Below are 15,305 nucleotides of genomic sequence, written 5' to 3'. Positions count from 1 at the left end.
AGTCGATGCGGCCGGGATCAGGGAGGAGAACCGGAAATGAATCTCTTCGGAATCATGCATGTGAGCGGATCGGCGCTCTCTGCCGAGCGGCTGCGGGCCGAGGTCGTGGCGGCGAACATGGCCAATGCTGAAACCACACAGACGCCGCAAGGCGGACCTTACCGGCGTCAGCATGTGGTCTTCGAGTCCGAGGCGCCGAGCTTTGCCGATGCCTTCACGGAAAACGGCTTTTCGGCCGAGGCCGAGGGCCGGATCGGCGGAGTGACGATTGCCGCCGTCGTTCCCGATCAGTCTAAGGGACTGCGCCGCTACGATCCGCAACATCCCGACGCGGACAAGGATGGCTATGTCTCTTATCCGGACATCAATCCTCTGACCGAGATGGTGGACCTGATGAGCGCGAACCGCGCTTACGGACTCAACAGCTCGGCTGTGCAGGCAACCAAGGCGATGATCAGCTCCTCGCTGGACATTCTCAAGTAGTGCGGCAGGAAATTCGTGCAGCAGAGATGAGGGAACCATGAATCCGATTCTTCTCAATGCCGTGGCCGGAAGTGGCGTAACACCGGCTTTCTCGGCAACACCCGCTAGCGGCCTTTCTGGCGGCGCGAGTGGAGGCGAGTTGCCTTTCAGCGATCTTCTGCGCACGGCGTTCGAGAGCGAGCAGCAACTCGAGAGCCAGGCGAGTAGTACGGTGCAGGGGCTGATGGCAGGCGATGGCGTGGACGTGCACGAGGCGATGATCGCAACGCAAAAAGCGAATCTGGCCTTTGAGATGACTCTGGCAGTGCGTAACAAGGCCGTGGCTGCGTATCAGCAGCTGATGCAGATGCAGTTCTGATGCGCGACGGCACCATCTGGCACCGTTGAACGTGTGGAACGAACTTGCCGATAAACGATCGTTGAGGATGAGGGGCAGTGGCGGAACGAGAGACACCGACGGAGACGCGGGCCGAGGGAGCATCCGGGATGCAGCCGGGAAGACGCCCCGGCGAAGGGCCTCAGGCAGGTGGCGCCCGGGCCATGCGCGAGAGGGCTGCGCCGGCAATTACGCTTGCCCTCGGGCGCTTTCTTGAGGGTTGGCAGAGGCTCGAATCGCGGCAGCGGATGTGGTTCGGAGCGGCTGCGGCGCTGGCTCTGCTCAGTGTGGTCGCCATCGGCTGGTATGCGACGCGCACGGACTGGCGGACGCTTTATTCCGGGCTCGATGCCGAAGATACCCGCGAAATGTCATCGACCTTGAGCGGCGCCGGCATCCTTGTCCACGCGGTGGATGGTGGAACGCTCCAGGTGCCGGCCGAGTCACTCGATAAGGCGCGGCTGCTCACTGCGTCGAAGGGCGGTCCTCGCAGCGGACGCATGGGCTTCGATCTCTTCGACAAGCCGAACTGGATCGGCTCGGAGTTCGAGGAGAAGGTGAACTATCAGCGTGCGCTTGAGGGCGAACTCGAGCACACCATCGGGACATTGGCCGACGTCGAAAGCGCCCGGGTCAACCTTGTTCTGCCTCATGACTCTCTCTTCACCGACCAGCAACGGGAAGCCAAGGCCTCGGTCGTGCTCAAGCTGCGTCATCGTGATCTTTCGACGGAGAGCTCAGAGGCGATTCGCAATCTGGTCGCTGCTTCGGTCGACGATCTGCGTGCGGAGAATGTTGTCCTCGTCGACAGTACTGGCCGGCAGTTAGGGAAGAAGAGCGCGAGCATCGAGACGGCGGCTCTCGAGCAGTCGCTGGCGGATAAGCTGATTGCCACGCTCGAGCCGGTGGCTGGTGTCGGCAATGTGCATGCGTCGGTCGATCTTGACTACGACACCGCGACCTCGGACGAGGTCGATGAAACGTACGATCCGAGCAGCGTGGTTACCCTTTCGAGCCAGAAATCGGACAGGCAGGCTAATCCCGCTCCCACCGCAACCGGTGTGCCCGGAACCGCGAGCAATGCTCCCAACGCGCAGCCACCCGTCTATCCAAGTTCTGCTGCCAGCGTGGAATCAGCCAAGCAGGATAGCGAAACCTATGCCGCTTCGAAGAAGGTGCGGCACACCACCGAAGGGCCCGGGCGTCTGCGCCGCGTCAATGCCGCCGTGCTGATCAATTATCAGCAGATAGGCAGTGGCAAACAGGCGCGCTGGGAACCACGCTCAGTCGAGGAGATGAAGCGGCTGACCGATCTGGTGAAGGCAGCTGTCGGCTACGATGCGACGCGGGGTGACCTGGTAAGCGTCGAAAGCCTGCCCTTTGACGAAAGTGGTCTTGCACCTGCACCGCTTGGCGAGCGCCTGCTGCACACCGCCGGAGAAGCCGCGCCGCTCTTCCGCTACGGAGGGCTGCTGCTCTGCGCTGTGGTGCTCTTTCTCGTCGTCATCCGTCCGGTGATGCGACAGGTCGAAGCGATTGCCGTGCCGCGCTCTCTGCCGGCTCCCGCGGGTAGCGCTCCGATGCTGGCGTCGGGAGAAGTTCCCTCTCTTGATGTGCCGATGGACCAGCGGCGGCTACACGCCCAGGCCGTCTACGACTCGGTGAGCGAGCATCTGCGCAAGGAGCCACAGCAGAGCACGCGCCTTCTGCAGAGCTGGATCCATACCGACGGTTAAGCGTGGAAGCATGCGAGGTTGCGTTGAGAAGACGCTCGCCGAAAGAGCGCAGGCGGCGGGAATGAAAACAGGCTGGACAGGGATCGGATAGGGACAAAGGCAGGGAAAGGATCAGGGCATGGCGGCAGGAGGCACGGCGGCGCTCGCAACTGCATCACCAGTACCGGGCGGAGCTCCAGGGGCCGCTTCCGGCTCGACTCCGGGCTCTGCTTCGAGTTCCGGGCAGTCCGAGGCTCAGTCCGCAGGCGCTCTCAGTCCGGCGATTCGCCAGCAGCTGGGTCGCATGTCCGGAGTAAAGAAGGCCGCGATCCTGGTGATCGCGATGGGCGATGAGCTGGGCAAGGTGGTGCTGCAGAATCTGCCTGAGCAGGATGTGCAGCGTCTGACAGAAGAGATCGCGCAGACACGCAATGTCCCTCCGGACCTCTCGGCAGCCGTGGTCGAGGAGTTCCACGAGATGCTGGGTACCCAGCATGTGATGGCGCAGGGAGGCGGTGCGCGAAGAGGCTTACCGGATGGCGCGTGATGGGGTGGAGCAGGAGCGGCAGCAGGCTCTTGCGAGACTTGCAGGCGGCCTGAGCGATGCGTTGGTTAATTTCGAGGCGGCGCGCAGCCGCTACTTTGCCGCGGTGGAGCGCGAGGTCGTCGAGCTGGCATTGGCCATTGCGGCTCGCATTCTTCATCGCGAAGCGCAGATGGATCCGCTGCTGCTGCGTGGCGCAGTACGCGTGGCGCTTGGGCGGCTGGCGGAATCGACCGAGGTGCAATTGGCGGTGCCTGCGGCAGACCAGCCGCTGTGGGAGGAGACGCTGCGCCTGACGGGCAATCTTCCGCTGCAACCCGCAGTCACTGCGGACGAACATCTGCATGTCGGGGAGTGCCGTCTGGTGGCCGAGGTGGGTTCCGTTGATCTTGGTGTGAAGGCCCAGCTTGAGGAGATCGAGCGGGGATTCTTCGATCTGCTCGACCGCCGCGATGGTGTAGGCTCGTCACGCCGGATCTCCGATGCTGCCATTGCCTGACTCTGACTTGTCGGCTGCACCCCGGCTGTTGGCCGGATACTTTGGTCGTCTGCGCCATAATCCGGTGCTGCGCTGGCGAGGCCGCGTCAGCGAAGCTTCGGCGCAGACGGTTGAATCGATAGGGCCACCCTGCGCTCTTGGAGAGTGTTGCGAGATCGTCGACGCCGAAGGGGAACGGCACTTGGCCGAGGTGATCGGTTTTCGCGGCAATCATGTGTTGAGCATGACGGTAGGGCCGGCTGAGGGTATCCGCTATGCCGACGAGATCAGCGGTCTGGGTCGTGTGCCGCAGATCGAAGTCGGGGATGGGCTGATCGGACGGGTTCTCGACGCCCTGGGTATGCCGATGGATGGCTCAGGGGCAACGCTTGGAGCCTGCGAACTGCGTGCGCTCGATGGCCTGCTGCCGCAGGCTCTTGATCGTGTGCCCATTCGCACGCCCATCGGTACCGGGGTGCGTGCGATCGACGGACTGTTGAGTGTAGGGCGCGGGCAGAGAGTCGGAATCTTCGGGGGCTCTGGCGTTGGCAAGAGCACGCTGATCGGCATGATGACCCGTCATAGCGACGCGGAGATCATCGTCGTCGGCCTGGTTGGCGAGCGAGGTCGCGAGGTAAGGGAGTTTCTGGATGAGAGCCTGGGAGAAGAGGGAAGAAAGCGTGCTGCGGTGGTGGTTTCAACCTCTGACCAATCGCCGATCCTGCGTATGCGGGCGGCGCTGGCCGCAACCACTGTGGCCGAATATTTTGCCGCGCATGGCCGGCATGTGCTGCTGGTCATCGACTCGCTCACCCGTTACGCGATGGCCGCGCGCGAGGTGGGTCTTGCAGCCGGGGAGCCGCCGACGGCGAAAGGGTATACGCCTTCGGTCTTTCATCGCCTTGCGAGGCTCATTGAACGGGCGGGCGAGTTTGAACGAGGCAGTATCACCGGCTTTTACACCGTGCTGATGGAAGGGGACGATCAGCAGGATCCGCTGGTGGACGCCGTGCGCTCGTTGCTCGACGGCCACGTCGTGCTTGCGCGCTCACTGGCCTCCGAGGGATGGTATCCGCCGATCGAGGTTCTCGACTCGATCAGCCGCCTGATGCCTGCAGTGACCACGGCTTCGCATCGGGAAGCGGCTGCTGCGGCGCGTCGCATGCTCGCTGTCTATGCGCGTTCCGAGGACCTTATTCGCATTGGCGCCTATCGCACCGGCAGCGATGCGGCGCTCGATGCGGCGGTGCGTTGCCGTGACGCGTTGCGTGCCTACCTGGTGCAAAGCGCGAGCGAGCATGTGAGCCGTGAACAGGCTGTGGCCTCTTTGATGGCTCTCGCAGGGAGATTCTGAGTGAGCCGTCTGCTCGAGCGGCTGATGCGCCTTCGTCTTCTGCTTGAGGATGCGGCCCGGGCTGAACTGGCGGTGCGGGCCGGGGCTCTGCATGCGGCCGAGCAGGCAGAGGAATACGCCCGCAAGGAAAAACAATCGCTCGAAACGCGGGCGCTGGCCCCGCTGCGTGGCCGGGGAGAAGAAGAGAAAGAGCATGGCGAAACGCGCTTTCTTCTGTTAAACGCCGCGTCCATGGCCGAGCCGGAGCTTGAGTTTCTCGAACTCCGGGTCCGTGAGACGGCTGCCATGATGGAAGCGGCCCGGGATCAGTATCTGGCGCGTCGGCGTGAGCGCCTACAGGCGGAAATTCTTCTGCATGCGGCGAAGGAGGTGGCAAGCCGTGAGCGAGAGAGAAGCGAACAGCGTTCGCTCGACGACAGCTTTGTCATGGCTCGCTGGCGCCATCTTGAGCGGGACATCTCTGGCCCTGATTTCTGAGAATTCATTCATAAACGCCTTCTTTCTTCCACCTTTGCTGGCCTCATGCTTGCAGTCCTCTGGTGTTGTCACGCTCGGAGGCCTTACTTGCCGTCAGCCGCCAGTTCTGTTCGTTCCGTCAGCTCGTCTGCGGAGGATATGTCCGTCAAGGGCTCACTACTGAGTTCTGCTTCGGGCTCCACAAGCGGAGAGGATGCGACAGGCATCTTTGCGGCCTTGTTGGCGCTTGCCGCTGGAACGATGACAAAAGAGGAGCAGGACGAGGCGGCATCTTCCGACTCGAATTCAGGAAAAGTATCCGCGGATAGTTCCGCAGCGGGCACCGCAGATGTTCTGCAAGCAGCAGACGACGCGACGTCTGTCGCAGCATCCTTGAAGGCGAAGCAGGGAGCGGATGCTGTGTCTTCGGCTGGCCTGACCGCCCCTGCTTCGGCCTCTGTGGAAATGAAGACCACAGCGATCGGTAACCTCTCCGCGCTGTCGGCGTCGAGAGGAGCCTATTCGGGATCGGACAACATGGCGCAGGACGCGATCACTTCGGATGCAAGCGAATTCAAATCAACTGCGCCTGCGGCATCGGCAGTGGCGATGTCCTCGGGGTCGACGTCGACAGCGGCCAGCTCCTCGGCTATGTCCGGCAGTGCGGCGATGCTACTTTCAAGCCGCGTCTCAGAGCAGTCTGGAAAAGATTCTTCCCCGGCAGGAAAGGTCGTTGGTAAGACAGGCAATGCAGAGAGCTCAGGGAAAGCAGCGAGTACGGAAACGAATGCAGAAACGAGAACAGACAAGACCTCTCAGTCCCTGACACTCACGGGGGCAGTCCGGACTTCTTCACTCAAATCCTCGTCGGTTTCTTCTTCCGCGGCCACGTCGGACTTACATAAGAAAGTTTCGAATGAGGTCACAGCATCAAGCGGGTCTACGCAGGTTGCTACGGCCGTGAGCATAGGCGCTGATCCCCTAACAAATCCGGCGGCGACGACGCTCGCAGCCAGCCTCCCGGTAAGCGCTGCTGCGACTGGGATGGCGTCGTCGAGTGCGAAATCCGGATCGAGCGTCTCCGGTCGAGTGCAAACAGGAACTGCTTCCGTTGGACGTCTCACAGCGGCGAGTGACGGCACGAATGCTTCGTCGGCCAGCTTGTCGCAGGTTTCGTCCGATACTGCGGGCACACCTGGCGCCCGTGTTACCGGGGCCGTCCCATCCGCGATGGTGGTTGCAGGGAGCGTGCATATAGCAACCTCAACGGCGCCACACGCGACCGACAGCGCAGGCACGTCGTTGTTGCACCCAACGGACTCCCAGGCGAGTACCTCTCTCAATGGATCGGCGGCAGCTGGCTCAAGTTTGGGTACCGCGACAGGGACCGGAGCATTCGGCAGTGCGCATGCAGGAAAGACGCTGGCGGAGACAGAAGCGGTGACCGCGAATCCGTACCAAAAGCTCGATCAGTCAACGAGCGCTCCTGCTCTGCTGCACGCTTCGGCGGGTCGGGTCGCGGTCGGCCTCGAAGATCCCAAGCTGGGATGGCTTGAGGTGACGACGCGCTCGGCTCCTGAAGGACAGGTTGCGGCAGCGATCCTGACCGGTTCAAGCCACACGCAGGCCGCCATGGCAGCGCAGCTTCCGTCGCTCTCCCATTACCTGGCAGAACAGTCCGTGAAGGTGAGCCATCTCGACGTGGCGCAAAAAGCAGATAGCCAGGGTGCTGCCGGCAGCCAGGCTGAAACGCAAAGCGGAACAGAGGGTGGAAGCCAACAAGGACAGTCACAACAGGGAAATACCGCGAGCACAGGAAGCGGTCAGGATCCTATTCAGGCTGCGCTGCCGGGAAGCACGCTGGATGCGCAGGGCGGATGGCTAAGCATAGCCAGCGAAGATACAGATGCCACGCCGCTGCGCTATATCAGCGTGCGTGCCTGAGCGGGAAGGTTGAGACAGGAGGAATGTCAGGAATGGATCTTCAGGCACGGCTTATGCAGGCCCAGCTTTACGCACACCAGTCAACAGCCGCTCGCGCGCAGGCGACCGCAGCAGACGATGGATCGAGTTCGGACTCCAGTACCACCGCATCGGCCACAATTACCGCCGATGATTTTCTTCAGCTGTTAGTTACCGAGTTAAAGAATCAGGATCCGACCGAGCAGACCGATCCGACGGAGTATGTGGATCAGCTGGTGCAGGTGAACAGCCTCGAGCAACTGATCCAGATCAACCAGAACACCGAGCCGAGCACGACTTCATCCGGAGCCTCGGGAAGCGTCCTTCCGGTCTCTTCGCAGAATTCACCTCTGGCTGGCGCATCCATGGCGTCCTCCCATGGCCGGTCCGGCAAAACCGCAGCTGCCTTGCCTGGTTCGGAGACTGGACAGACGAATCTGTCCGGAAGCGCGCCTTCGGGGACGCTCGAGGCTGCGGCGATGCGCGTAGCAGGTTCACTCTCACCCGGCGCTGCTGCTGCTTCGGCTCCGGGCCTTCCGGCCAAAGGCAGCAGGCCCTTTTCCATCCCAGGGAATCCGGCGCTCCGCTAGGCCGCTACCCAATATCTTGCTCCACAGGAGACCAACGCTCATGCCATCGTTCTGGATTCCCCTCACCGGCCTCGAGAGCTCGTCCGAAGCCCTGAACACGATCGCCAACAACCTCGCGAACATGAACACCACCGGCTACAAGGCCGAGACAGCTCAGTTCAGCGATCTTTTCTATCAACAGCTCGGAACCTCGGGCAACGACGACCCGGAGCAGTTCGGCACCGGCACACAGATCGGCGCGACGACCACCGACTTCACCACCGGCAGCCCCACCTCCACCGGCGTTTCGACCAATGTGGCCATCGACGGAGATGGCTTCTTCGTATTACAGAACAGCAGCGGTTACGAATACAGCCGAGACGGCGACTTTTCGCTGACCTCGGATGGCTATTTGATTTCAGATAGCGGTCTTCAGGTCATGGGTTATCCAGCGGTGAATGGAGCGATCAATACCGGTGGAACGCTCAGCGCGATTCAGATTCCGGTGGGCTCTTCCATTCAGCCGAAGGCCAGTACGGAATTCTCAGTCACTGCGAATCTCGATTCTGGTGCGACCGTAGGCACATCTTTCCCGGCCGATGTCACCCTCTACGATTCGCTGGGTAATTCCTATCAGGCGACTATCACCTTCACCAACACCGGGACGAATGCCTGGAGCTATAGCATCGCACTGCCTTCCGGCGATGCCAGCGGAGGCACGAATCTGACCGGCAATCTCACCTTTGACTCGAGCGGCAACCTGACCTCTCCAACCTCCGATGTCACCGGCATTACCTTTACGGGACTCAGCGACGGCGCCAGCAATATGAGCCTCGACTGGAACCTCTACAACTCGGCCGGTACATCCACTCTCACTCAGTACAGCGGCGGAACCTCGGGGTCGACCCAATCCGCGCAGTCCTCTGACGGCTACGCCAGCGGTGAGTACAGCAGCATGAGCGTCAGCGCAGATGGCGTCATCTCGGTGACCTATAGCAACCAGCAAACCCTTGATGTGGGACAGTTGGCGATGGCTAACGTCGTCAATGATCAGGGGCTGGAACGGCTGGGCGACAATAATTACGCAACGACCTCTGCATCGGGGCAGGCGACCGATGGCGTGGCAGGAACCGCGGGACTCGGCACTCTGGATGACGATGCTCTCGAGGCTTCGAACGTAGATATCTCGACGCAGTTTTCGAATCTCATCGTAGCGCAGCAGCTCTACGAAGCGAATTCCAAGACCGTCACCACTTTCGACACTATCTCTCAGGACACGATCAACATGATTCACTGATCTCTTCCGCTCTGGTTGATGTGCTTTGCTGGAAAGAACAGGCCCGTCCAAGTGGCGGGCCTATTCTCTTTCAAAACGGTTGTCGTGTGAAGTTTTTTTAAGATGTTTGCCCCATTTTCGGTCATCCGTTCGCACTCTTTGCGTTCATGGATGCCACCTCAACTCCCATCGCCTCTGTCGACATTGGCGAAGACGAAGCCGCAATCGAAGGCCAGGTCGAAACTCAGCTGATGGCTTCTGGCTCCGCGTCTGCTTTGCCGCCGGAATTTGAGGTGCCTCCTGCTCTCGGCTCACTGCCGCTGCAACTCGATGTTGCTGTTCCGGTGCGCGGCTTTCGTGTCCGTGATCTGCTGCGTCTTGAGAAGGGTGCGGTGATTGCGAGCGAATGGCCGAATGATGAGGACCTTCCCATCTGGTGCGGCGGTGCGCAGCTTGTCTGGACCGAGTTCGAGGTGGTCGACGATGTGCTGGCCGTGCGGGTGACCCGTGTACTCTGAGGCCCGCCGCGGGCATCCCGATCTGGCTTCCGCCGGTGGATGGGTGGGAGCACTGGTTCGCGGCCTCAGCTCTCTGCTCGATGCAAGGCCGAAGACGCCGCGCCGCGCGTTATTGCTCGAAGAGCGCCTTGCCCTCGGAGGTAATCGCGCGGTGATGCTGGTTGCGTGCCATGGCCGGCATTATCTGCTGGGCGGCTCCGGCGATTCTCTGTTTCTCATCGGAGAGGTCTCGCCGGCTACGGAATCTATCGACCTCTCCGCACTTGCTGCGGAAGGCAGCGCCGGGGGCAATGCGATGACTCTGATCGCCGCCTCGACGCCCCGTCTGCTGCCTTTGCCTGTGCCCGCCGACACGCACTCGGTGCCGTGGACAGTGCTCTTTGTTCTGACGCTGCTGACCCTGCTGCCGGCGATCGTGCTTTCGATGACGCCGATGGTGCGGCTGCTGGTGGTCTTTCACTTCCTGCGTCAGGCTCTGGGTACACAAACAGCTCCCTCGAATCAGGTGCTGATGGGGCTGGCGCTTCTGATGAGCTGGTTCCTCATGCAACCGGTCCTTATGAAGGTCGATCAGCAAGCGGTCGAGCCCTTCCGCACCGGTCAGATCGATGGATGGGAGGCGATCAAGCGAGGCATCGATCCACCCCGCATCTACATGCTCCATTACGCGAAGGAGCAGGACCTGGCCATCTTCACCTCGGCCTCCGGCCTGCCGCGGCCCGCGAAGCCTGAAGATCTTCCCCTGCGTGTGGTCGCGCCTGCGTACATGCTTTCCGAGCTGAAGGCAGGTTTCGAGATCGGCGCCATTCTCTTCCTGCCTTTCCTGCTGATCGACATGATCGTAGCCTCGATTACCACGTCGATTGGTATGTTTCAGCTGCCTCCTGTGGTTATCTCTACGCCGCTCAAGATCCTGCTCTTCGTGATGGCAAATGGCTGGAACCTGTTGGCCGGTTCCTTACTCAAGAGCTTTTGAAAGAAGGAGACCCTGTGAGTGTCGATGAGGTCGTGGTCATTCTGCGGCAACTGCTCGAAGAGGCCATGCTGATCAGCGCTCCGGTGCTGATCGCTGCGGCGCTCATCAGCTTTCTGCTGAGTCTTGCGCAGACGCTTACGTCGCTGCAGGAGCAGACCTTCACCGCCGTGCCCCGGCTGCTGCTGGTGGGCACGCTGATCCTGATCGGTCTGCCCTGGTTCACGCGGAGGCTGGTCGAATACACGATCCTGATGTTCTCGGATCTGCACCGTTATCTGGGATAGACAGATGAACGCATCGGCTGGTCTTGCGTTGCCGGGCGGCTGGGCCGCCTACCTCTCGGGCATGTTGCTGGTGATGGTGCGCATCAGTTGCCTGATGGTGACGGCGCCCATCTTCTCTTCCGAGGTAATTGCTCCCCGCGTGAAAGTCGCTTTTGTCCTGCTGCTGACTTTGCTGGTGGCGCCCGTGGCGGCTGCGCTGCCCGGCACAGAAGCTAACGATGCACATGTGCAGCATGTTTCTCAACTCAGTTTTCGCGCGATCGCCGGAGAGCTTGCTGCAGGATCTGTCTTCGGTCTCGAGCTGACGCTCTTCAGCGAGATCTTGCTCTTTGCCGGTCAGCTGCTCGGCTTTCAGTTCAGCTTCTCGCTGGTAAATCTGCTTGATCCCTACGCCCCGTACCAGACGCCGCTGCTCGGCCAGTTGTTCTCGCTCTTCGGCACGCTCCTGCTCTTTGCCTCCGGTCTCTATCGCGAGCTGCTGCTGGCTCTGCTGCGTAGCTTTCGTGCGGCTCCTCCGGGGATGGTGTGGCTGGGCGGAGAGAGCGGACTGACGATCGTCGCGCGCGTGGGAGGCGTGCTGCTTGCGGGGCTGGAGCTTGCTGCGCCGGTGCTGGCAGCGACGCTGCTGGTGGAAGTTGCGATCGCTGTGCTGGGACGCGTTGCGCCGCAGCTTCCGGTGATGATGCTCTCGATCCCGGTGAAGACGCTGGTCGGCTACGGAGCGCTTTCGGCAGGGCTGGCTCTCTGGCCGCGTTTTCTCGAAAACCGCTTCGCAGATCTGCTTGATGCCGGGGAGTCGCTGCTGAGGCAGATGGCGGTAGGGCATTGAGCGACGAACGCACAGAACGGGCCTCGCCTCGCCGCCGCCAGCGCGCGGCTGAGCGAGGTGATCGCGTCTTCAGCCGCGATCTGGTGGCAGCCTGTGGCATGCTCGCGGCGCTGCTCGCGCTCTCGTGGATCGCTCCATCCTGGCCGGGGCGCTGGATGGCAGATTTCGCGCATACTCTCGCTGCTACGGCCTCTTTTACCGCGCCGACCAACTCCTCCGCCGACTCAGAGGTCCAGACCTCGATCTGGATTGCAAGGTTGCGGCCACTGATGCTCGCTCCTCTGCTGCCGGTTGCTGCCATCCTGCTGGCCTCGCTTTCGGCTTCGTTTCTGGCTGCGGTGGCGCAGGCACGCGGCGTCTCCTTCAGCGTCGCTCCGCTTGGCCCGCACTGGGGAAGATTCAATCCTGTGCAAGGTCTCAAGGGCCTCTTCTCGTTGCGCGGATTGGCGCGCCTGATGCGCTCGCTGCTCCCGGCTGCCGTGCTGGTCTTCTTTGCTATGCGCCGGATCTATGCGCAGGCCGATCTACCCTTGCTCGCGACCAACCAGTTAAGCGCGATGCTGGTGGGCAGCTACCACATCGTGCTCGATACGGCGTGGATTCTCTTTGCCTGGTCGGCGATTGACTATCTTATCGAATGGCGCAGCTGGGAGTCCCGCCAGCGCATGACCAAAGAGGAAGTGCGTGAGGAGCACAAACAGACCGAGGGCAATCCTCAGGTGCGCGGCCGTATCCGCTCCCTGCGGCGGCAAATGCGCAAGCGGATGCTCAAAGCGGATGTGCGTCGGGCTACGGTGGTGATCACGAACCCGACTCATTATGCGGTGGCACTGAGTTTTGATTTCGAAACCATGGAGCCGCCGCGGATGATGGCGAAAGGGCGCGACCTGATTGCCGCGCAGATCCGTGAGGAGGCGCGCTGGGCGGGGATTCCGATCGTCGAAAACCCGCCACTGGCCCGCTCCCTCTATCACGCGCTCGAGCCTGGGCAGAGCATTCCCTACAACCTCTACGCTGCCGTAGCCGCGATCCTCGCTTACCTCTATCGGCAGCGCGTTGAAGAGCGTTTCCGGGAAGAGCAGGCTGAACGCCGCCGCGCCGAGCAGGCGCGAATGCACCGCTCTGTATCGAGCAGAACCAGACTCAGCAGAACTGAATCGAGCGGTGCGCAAGAAGGCCACGCAACCCAAGGCCTTCCGCAGAGCGTAAGTGCCTCGCCTGCTCAGACAGATGATCCTTCGCCGCCGTCCCCTTCCGCCGCAGATCCGACTGATGAAGCCAGAGGTCTCGAATGAGCAAGACCGTTGTGTCTCCTACTGTGAAGAAGCGCCAGCTGTTGAACGCAGCACGCGAGCTCGCGCTCCCTCTGTGCGCCATCAGTGTCATCTTCGTGATGCTCGTTCCGATCCCGGCCATGCTGATGGATCTGCTGCTGGCCTGCTCGATGGCCGCATCGGTATTGGTCTTCCTCTCAGCTGTGCAGGTGCGTCGCGCCGTCGATCTCTCCGTCTTTCCGACATTGCTGCTCCTGCTCACGCTCTTCCGCCTCTCGCTGAACATCGCCTCGAGCCGTCGCATCCTGCTGCACGGCAGCGAGGGCACGAATGCGGCTGGCCATGTCATCGAGTCCTTCGGGCAGTTCGTCGTGGGTGGCAATTACGTTGTGGGCTTCGTTCTTTTTCTCGCCCTGATTGCGATCCAGTTTCTTGTCGTCAGCCATGGCGCGGTGCGCACCGCCGAGGTTACTGCTCGCTTCACACTCGATGCGCTGCCTGGCAAGCAGATGGCGATCGACGCTGACATGAATGCCGGGCTCATTGATGAGGCCGGGGCGCGGGCGCGACGCCAGGCTGTAGCCCAGGAGGCGGAGTTCTATGGCGCGATGGATGGAGCCGCACGCTTCAATCAGCGTGACGCTCTCGCGACCATTCTGATTACCGCAATCAACATCGTCGCCGGACTTTTGATCGGTACCCTGCAGCAGGGCGCGCCGCTCGATGAGGCGGTGCGCACCTACACCATTCTCACCGTTGGCGATGGGCTGGTAACGATGATTCCATCGCTGCTGGTCTCAGTTGCCGGAGGCATGGTGCTGACCCGCGCCTCATCGTCCGGAGCGCTCAGCTCGGAGCTGGGCACGCAGCTCTTCCGCCGCCGGGCCACGCTCTATGTGGGTAGTGTGGTGATGGGCGCAATGTGCCTCGTGCCTGGCCTGCCTTCGCTGCCTTTTCTGCTGCTGGCTGCGGTTTTGCTGCTGATAGCGCGGCGTATTCCCGGAGATGCGGCCACGGAAACTGCGTCAGCTAACAGCTCGGCAGCAGCAACAGCAAAACCCGCAGCCGAGTCGGCGATGGTACTGCTGCGTAGCGACGATCTGAGTCTCGAGATCGGCTTCCAGCTGATACCGCTGGTCGATGAAAAACAAGGGGGGCAGATGCTCGCACGCGTGCGCACGCTGCGCCGCAGCCTCTCGACAGAGCTGGGCTTCCTGATTCCGCCTGTCCATATCTCGGACAATCTGCGCCTGCGGCCGCGGGAGTACGTCATTTCGCTGCGAGGACTGGAGATTGGGCGATGGCAGACCGAGTCGAACCTGTTGCTGGCGGTGAGCGCAGAATCAGAACCGAGGCCGATCCCGGGGAAGGAAACTCGCGAGCCGGCATTCGGTGTGCCGGCGCGCTGGATCCAGGCGGGTCTCGAGAACCAGGCGACAGCAGCCGGATATTCCGTAGTCGATCTGGTTACGGCGATCACCACACATCTCGGCGAGATGATCCGCCGCCACGCGCACGAGTTGCTGGGCCGCGCCGAGACCAAGCGGCTGCTCGACTCGCTCAACGACACTCACCCCAAGCTGGTCGAGGAACTGGTGCCGAAGGTGCTCACACTCGGCGAGGTGCAGCGCGTGCTGCAGCAGCTCCTGCGCGAGCAGGTCTCGATCCGCGAGCTGGGTACGATTCTCGAGGCGCTGCTCGAAGCCGCGCCTGCCAACAAGTCTCTGCCGGTGCTGGTCGAGGCCGCGCGCCGCGCGCTAGGGCGGAGAATTCTCCAGCCCTTGCTCGATGCCGACGGCACCCTGCGCGTGCTGACCCTCGACCCGGCCATCGAGGACGAGTTGCCTGCGTTGCTTCAGGGCGAGGCCGCACAGCGCACCTCGGTCGACGGGCGTCTGGCTGCAAGCCTCCGCCGCCTCTCCGATTCTGTGAAACAACTCATCGGACCACCCGCTGCTTCGGCCCCTCCCGTGCTCCTCTGTCCGAGTCCGGCGCGCTTTTATTTGCGTCGTTGGCTGGAGCCGGTGCAACCGCGTCTGGCAGTCGTCGCCCCATCGGAGATTCCACCCGATGTGCGGCTGCGGCCGATGGGGCTGGTGCGATGAAGGCGGCGATGTGGGGCGGTATCTGAAGCGAGGGTCTCTTGGGTTCTTGAGGGAAAGGGTAGTCATCGGGCATGGAATGTATGGGCCGTGACGGGGAACACGCAGG

The 15,305-nt window shown here is 62.0% G+C and carries 17 protein-coding genes; 16 read left to right on the top strand and 1 reads right to left on the bottom strand.

Annotation, left to right across the window (positions count from 1 at the left end):
• Positions 1 to 36 precede the first annotated feature (36 nt).
• The 7 genes from flgC (at position 37) to QM649_RS02345 (ending at position 5,427) form a co-directional block, all read left to right on the top strand.
• Entirely contained in the window at positions 37 to 483 is a 447-nt protein-coding gene (gene flgC, locus QM649_RS02375) for a flagellar basal body rod protein FlgC (RefSeq protein WP_415197404.1), read from the top strand.
• Between the two features lie 37 nt (positions 484 to 520).
• Complete coding sequence (gene fliE / locus QM649_RS02370) at positions 521 to 841, top strand: flagellar hook-basal body complex protein FliE (protein WP_415197403.1); 321 nt, start codon at positions 521 to 523, stop codon at positions 839 to 841.
• 77 nt (positions 842 to 918) lie between these two features.
• A complete protein-coding gene (gene fliF / locus QM649_RS02365) occupies positions 919 to 2,595 on the top strand; it encodes a flagellar basal-body MS-ring/collar protein FliF (RefSeq protein WP_415197402.1) in 1,677 nt (558 codons plus the stop codon).
• Between the two features lie 118 nt (positions 2,596 to 2,713).
• Complete coding sequence (locus QM649_RS02360) at positions 2,714 to 3,121, top strand: hypothetical protein (RefSeq protein ID WP_415197401.1); 408 nt, start codon at positions 2,714 to 2,716, stop codon at positions 3,119 to 3,121.
• The gene (locus tag QM649_RS02355) at positions 3,090 to 3,617 is read left to right on the top strand and encodes a FliH/SctL family protein (protein WP_415197400.1); all 528 of its coding nucleotides are present in this window, start codon (positions 3,090 to 3,092) and stop codon (positions 3,615 to 3,617) included. Before QM649_RS02360 ends, QM649_RS02355 begins: the two co-directional genes overlap by 32 nt.
• Positions 3,601 to 4,950 (top strand): FliI/YscN family ATPase, encoded by a 1,350-nt coding sequence (locus tag QM649_RS02350; RefSeq protein ID WP_415197399.1) that lies wholly within the window; start codon positions 3,601 to 3,603, stop codon positions 4,948 to 4,950. Before QM649_RS02355 ends, QM649_RS02350 begins: the two co-directional genes overlap by 17 nt.
• Positions 4,951 to 5,427 (top strand): hypothetical protein, encoded by a 477-nt coding sequence (locus tag QM649_RS02345; protein WP_415197398.1) that lies wholly within the window; start codon positions 4,951 to 4,953, stop codon positions 5,425 to 5,427.
• A 497-nt stretch (positions 5,428 to 5,924) separates the two neighbouring features.
• Here QM649_RS02345 and QM649_RS02340 read toward each other — a convergent pair whose 3' ends face one another.
• Positions 5,925 to 6,215, bottom strand: coding sequence for a hypothetical protein (locus tag QM649_RS02340; protein ID WP_415197397.1), 291 nt, complete (start codon positions 6,213 to 6,215; stop codon positions 5,925 to 5,927).
• A gap of 631 nt (positions 6,216 to 6,846) precedes the next feature.
• Here QM649_RS02340 and QM649_RS02335 point away from each other — a divergent pair.
• The 9 genes from QM649_RS02335 (at position 6,847) to flhA (ending at position 15,199) form a co-directional block, all read left to right on the top strand.
• Positions 6,847 to 7,350 carry a hypothetical protein gene (locus QM649_RS02335; protein ID WP_415197396.1) on the top strand — a complete coding sequence of 168 codons (504 nt, stop codon included), beginning with the start codon at positions 6,847 to 6,849 and terminating at the stop codon, positions 7,348 to 7,350.
• Positions 7,351 to 7,382: 32 nt separating this feature from the next.
• A complete protein-coding gene (locus QM649_RS02330) occupies positions 7,383 to 7,958 on the top strand; it encodes a flagellar hook capping FlgD N-terminal domain-containing protein (RefSeq protein ID WP_415197395.1) in 576 nt (191 codons plus the stop codon).
• Positions 7,959 to 7,998: 40 nt separating this feature from the next.
• Positions 7,999 to 9,234 (top strand): flagellar hook protein FlgE, encoded by a 1,236-nt coding sequence (locus QM649_RS02325; RefSeq protein WP_415197394.1) that lies wholly within the window; start codon positions 7,999 to 8,001, stop codon positions 9,232 to 9,234.
• Between the two features lie 146 nt (positions 9,235 to 9,380).
• A complete protein-coding gene (locus QM649_RS02320) occupies positions 9,381 to 9,731 on the top strand; it encodes a FliM/FliN family flagellar motor switch protein (protein ID WP_415197393.1) in 351 nt (116 codons plus the stop codon).
• Positions 9,721 to 10,707 carry a flagellar type III secretion system pore protein FliP gene (gene fliP, locus QM649_RS02315; protein ID WP_415197392.1) on the top strand — a complete coding sequence of 329 codons (987 nt, stop codon included), beginning with the start codon at positions 9,721 to 9,723 and terminating at the stop codon, positions 10,705 to 10,707. The genes QM649_RS02320 and fliP overlap by 11 nt, the downstream gene beginning before the upstream one ends.
• A gap of 14 nt (positions 10,708 to 10,721) precedes the next feature.
• Complete coding sequence (locus QM649_RS02310; RefSeq protein WP_415197391.1) at positions 10,722 to 10,991, top strand: flagellar biosynthetic protein FliQ; 270 nt, start codon at positions 10,722 to 10,724, stop codon at positions 10,989 to 10,991.
• 4 nt (positions 10,992 to 10,995) lie between these two features.
• On the top strand, positions 10,996 to 11,820 hold the full coding sequence (locus QM649_RS02305; RefSeq protein ID WP_415197390.1) for a flagellar biosynthetic protein FliR: 825 nt from the start codon (positions 10,996 to 10,998) through the stop codon (positions 11,818 to 11,820).
• Positions 11,817 to 13,115, top strand: coding sequence for a flagellar biosynthesis protein FlhB (locus QM649_RS02300; protein ID WP_415197389.1), 1,299 nt, complete (start codon positions 11,817 to 11,819; stop codon positions 13,113 to 13,115). Before QM649_RS02305 ends, QM649_RS02300 begins: the two co-directional genes overlap by 4 nt.
• On the top strand, positions 13,112 to 15,199 hold the full coding sequence (gene flhA / locus QM649_RS02295; protein WP_415197388.1) for a flagellar biosynthesis protein FlhA: 2,088 nt from the start codon (positions 13,112 to 13,114) through the stop codon (positions 15,197 to 15,199). The genes QM649_RS02300 and flhA overlap by 4 nt, the downstream gene beginning before the upstream one ends.
• The last annotated feature ends 106 nt before the right edge of the window (positions 15,200 to 15,305 follow it).

It is taken from the genome of Silvibacterium sp. (assembly GCF_047605705.1).
Classification (GTDB): domain Bacteria; phylum Acidobacteriota; class Terriglobia; order Terriglobales; family Acidobacteriaceae; genus Silvibacterium.
This window is presented reverse-complemented; position numbering and strand designations above follow the sequence as displayed.

Bases quoted from the DNA above. Each gene is read 5' to 3' on its own strand.
- QM649_RS02305 (WP_415197390.1), top strand. From the start codon at position 10,996: ATGAACGCATCGGCTGGTCTTGCGTTGCCGGGCGGCTGGGCCGCCTAC.
- QM649_RS02360 (WP_415197401.1), top strand. From the start codon at position 2,714: ATGGCGGCAGGAGGCACGGCGGCGCTCGCAACTGCATCACCAGTACCG.
- fliE (WP_415197403.1), top strand. From the start codon at position 521: ATGAATCCGATTCTTCTCAATGCCGTGGCCGGAAGTGGCGTAACACCG.
- QM649_RS02330 (WP_415197395.1), top strand. From the start codon at position 7,383: ATGGATCTTCAGGCACGGCTTATGCAGGCCCAGCTTTACGCACACCAG.
- flgC (WP_415197404.1), top strand. From the start codon at position 37: ATGAATCTCTTCGGAATCATGCATGTGAGCGGATCGGCGCTCTCTGCC.
- QM649_RS02325 (WP_415197394.1), top strand. From the start codon at position 7,999: ATGCCATCGTTCTGGATTCCCCTCACCGGCCTCGAGAGCTCGTCCGAA.
- flhA (WP_415197388.1), top strand. From the start codon at position 13,112: ATGAGCAAGACCGTTGTGTCTCCTACTGTGAAGAAGCGCCAGCTGTTG.
- QM649_RS02320 (WP_415197393.1), top strand. From the start codon at position 9,381: ATGGATGCCACCTCAACTCCCATCGCCTCTGTCGACATTGGCGAAGAC.
- QM649_RS02350 (WP_415197399.1), top strand. From the start codon at position 3,601: ATGCTGCCATTGCCTGACTCTGACTTGTCGGCTGCACCCCGGCTGTTG.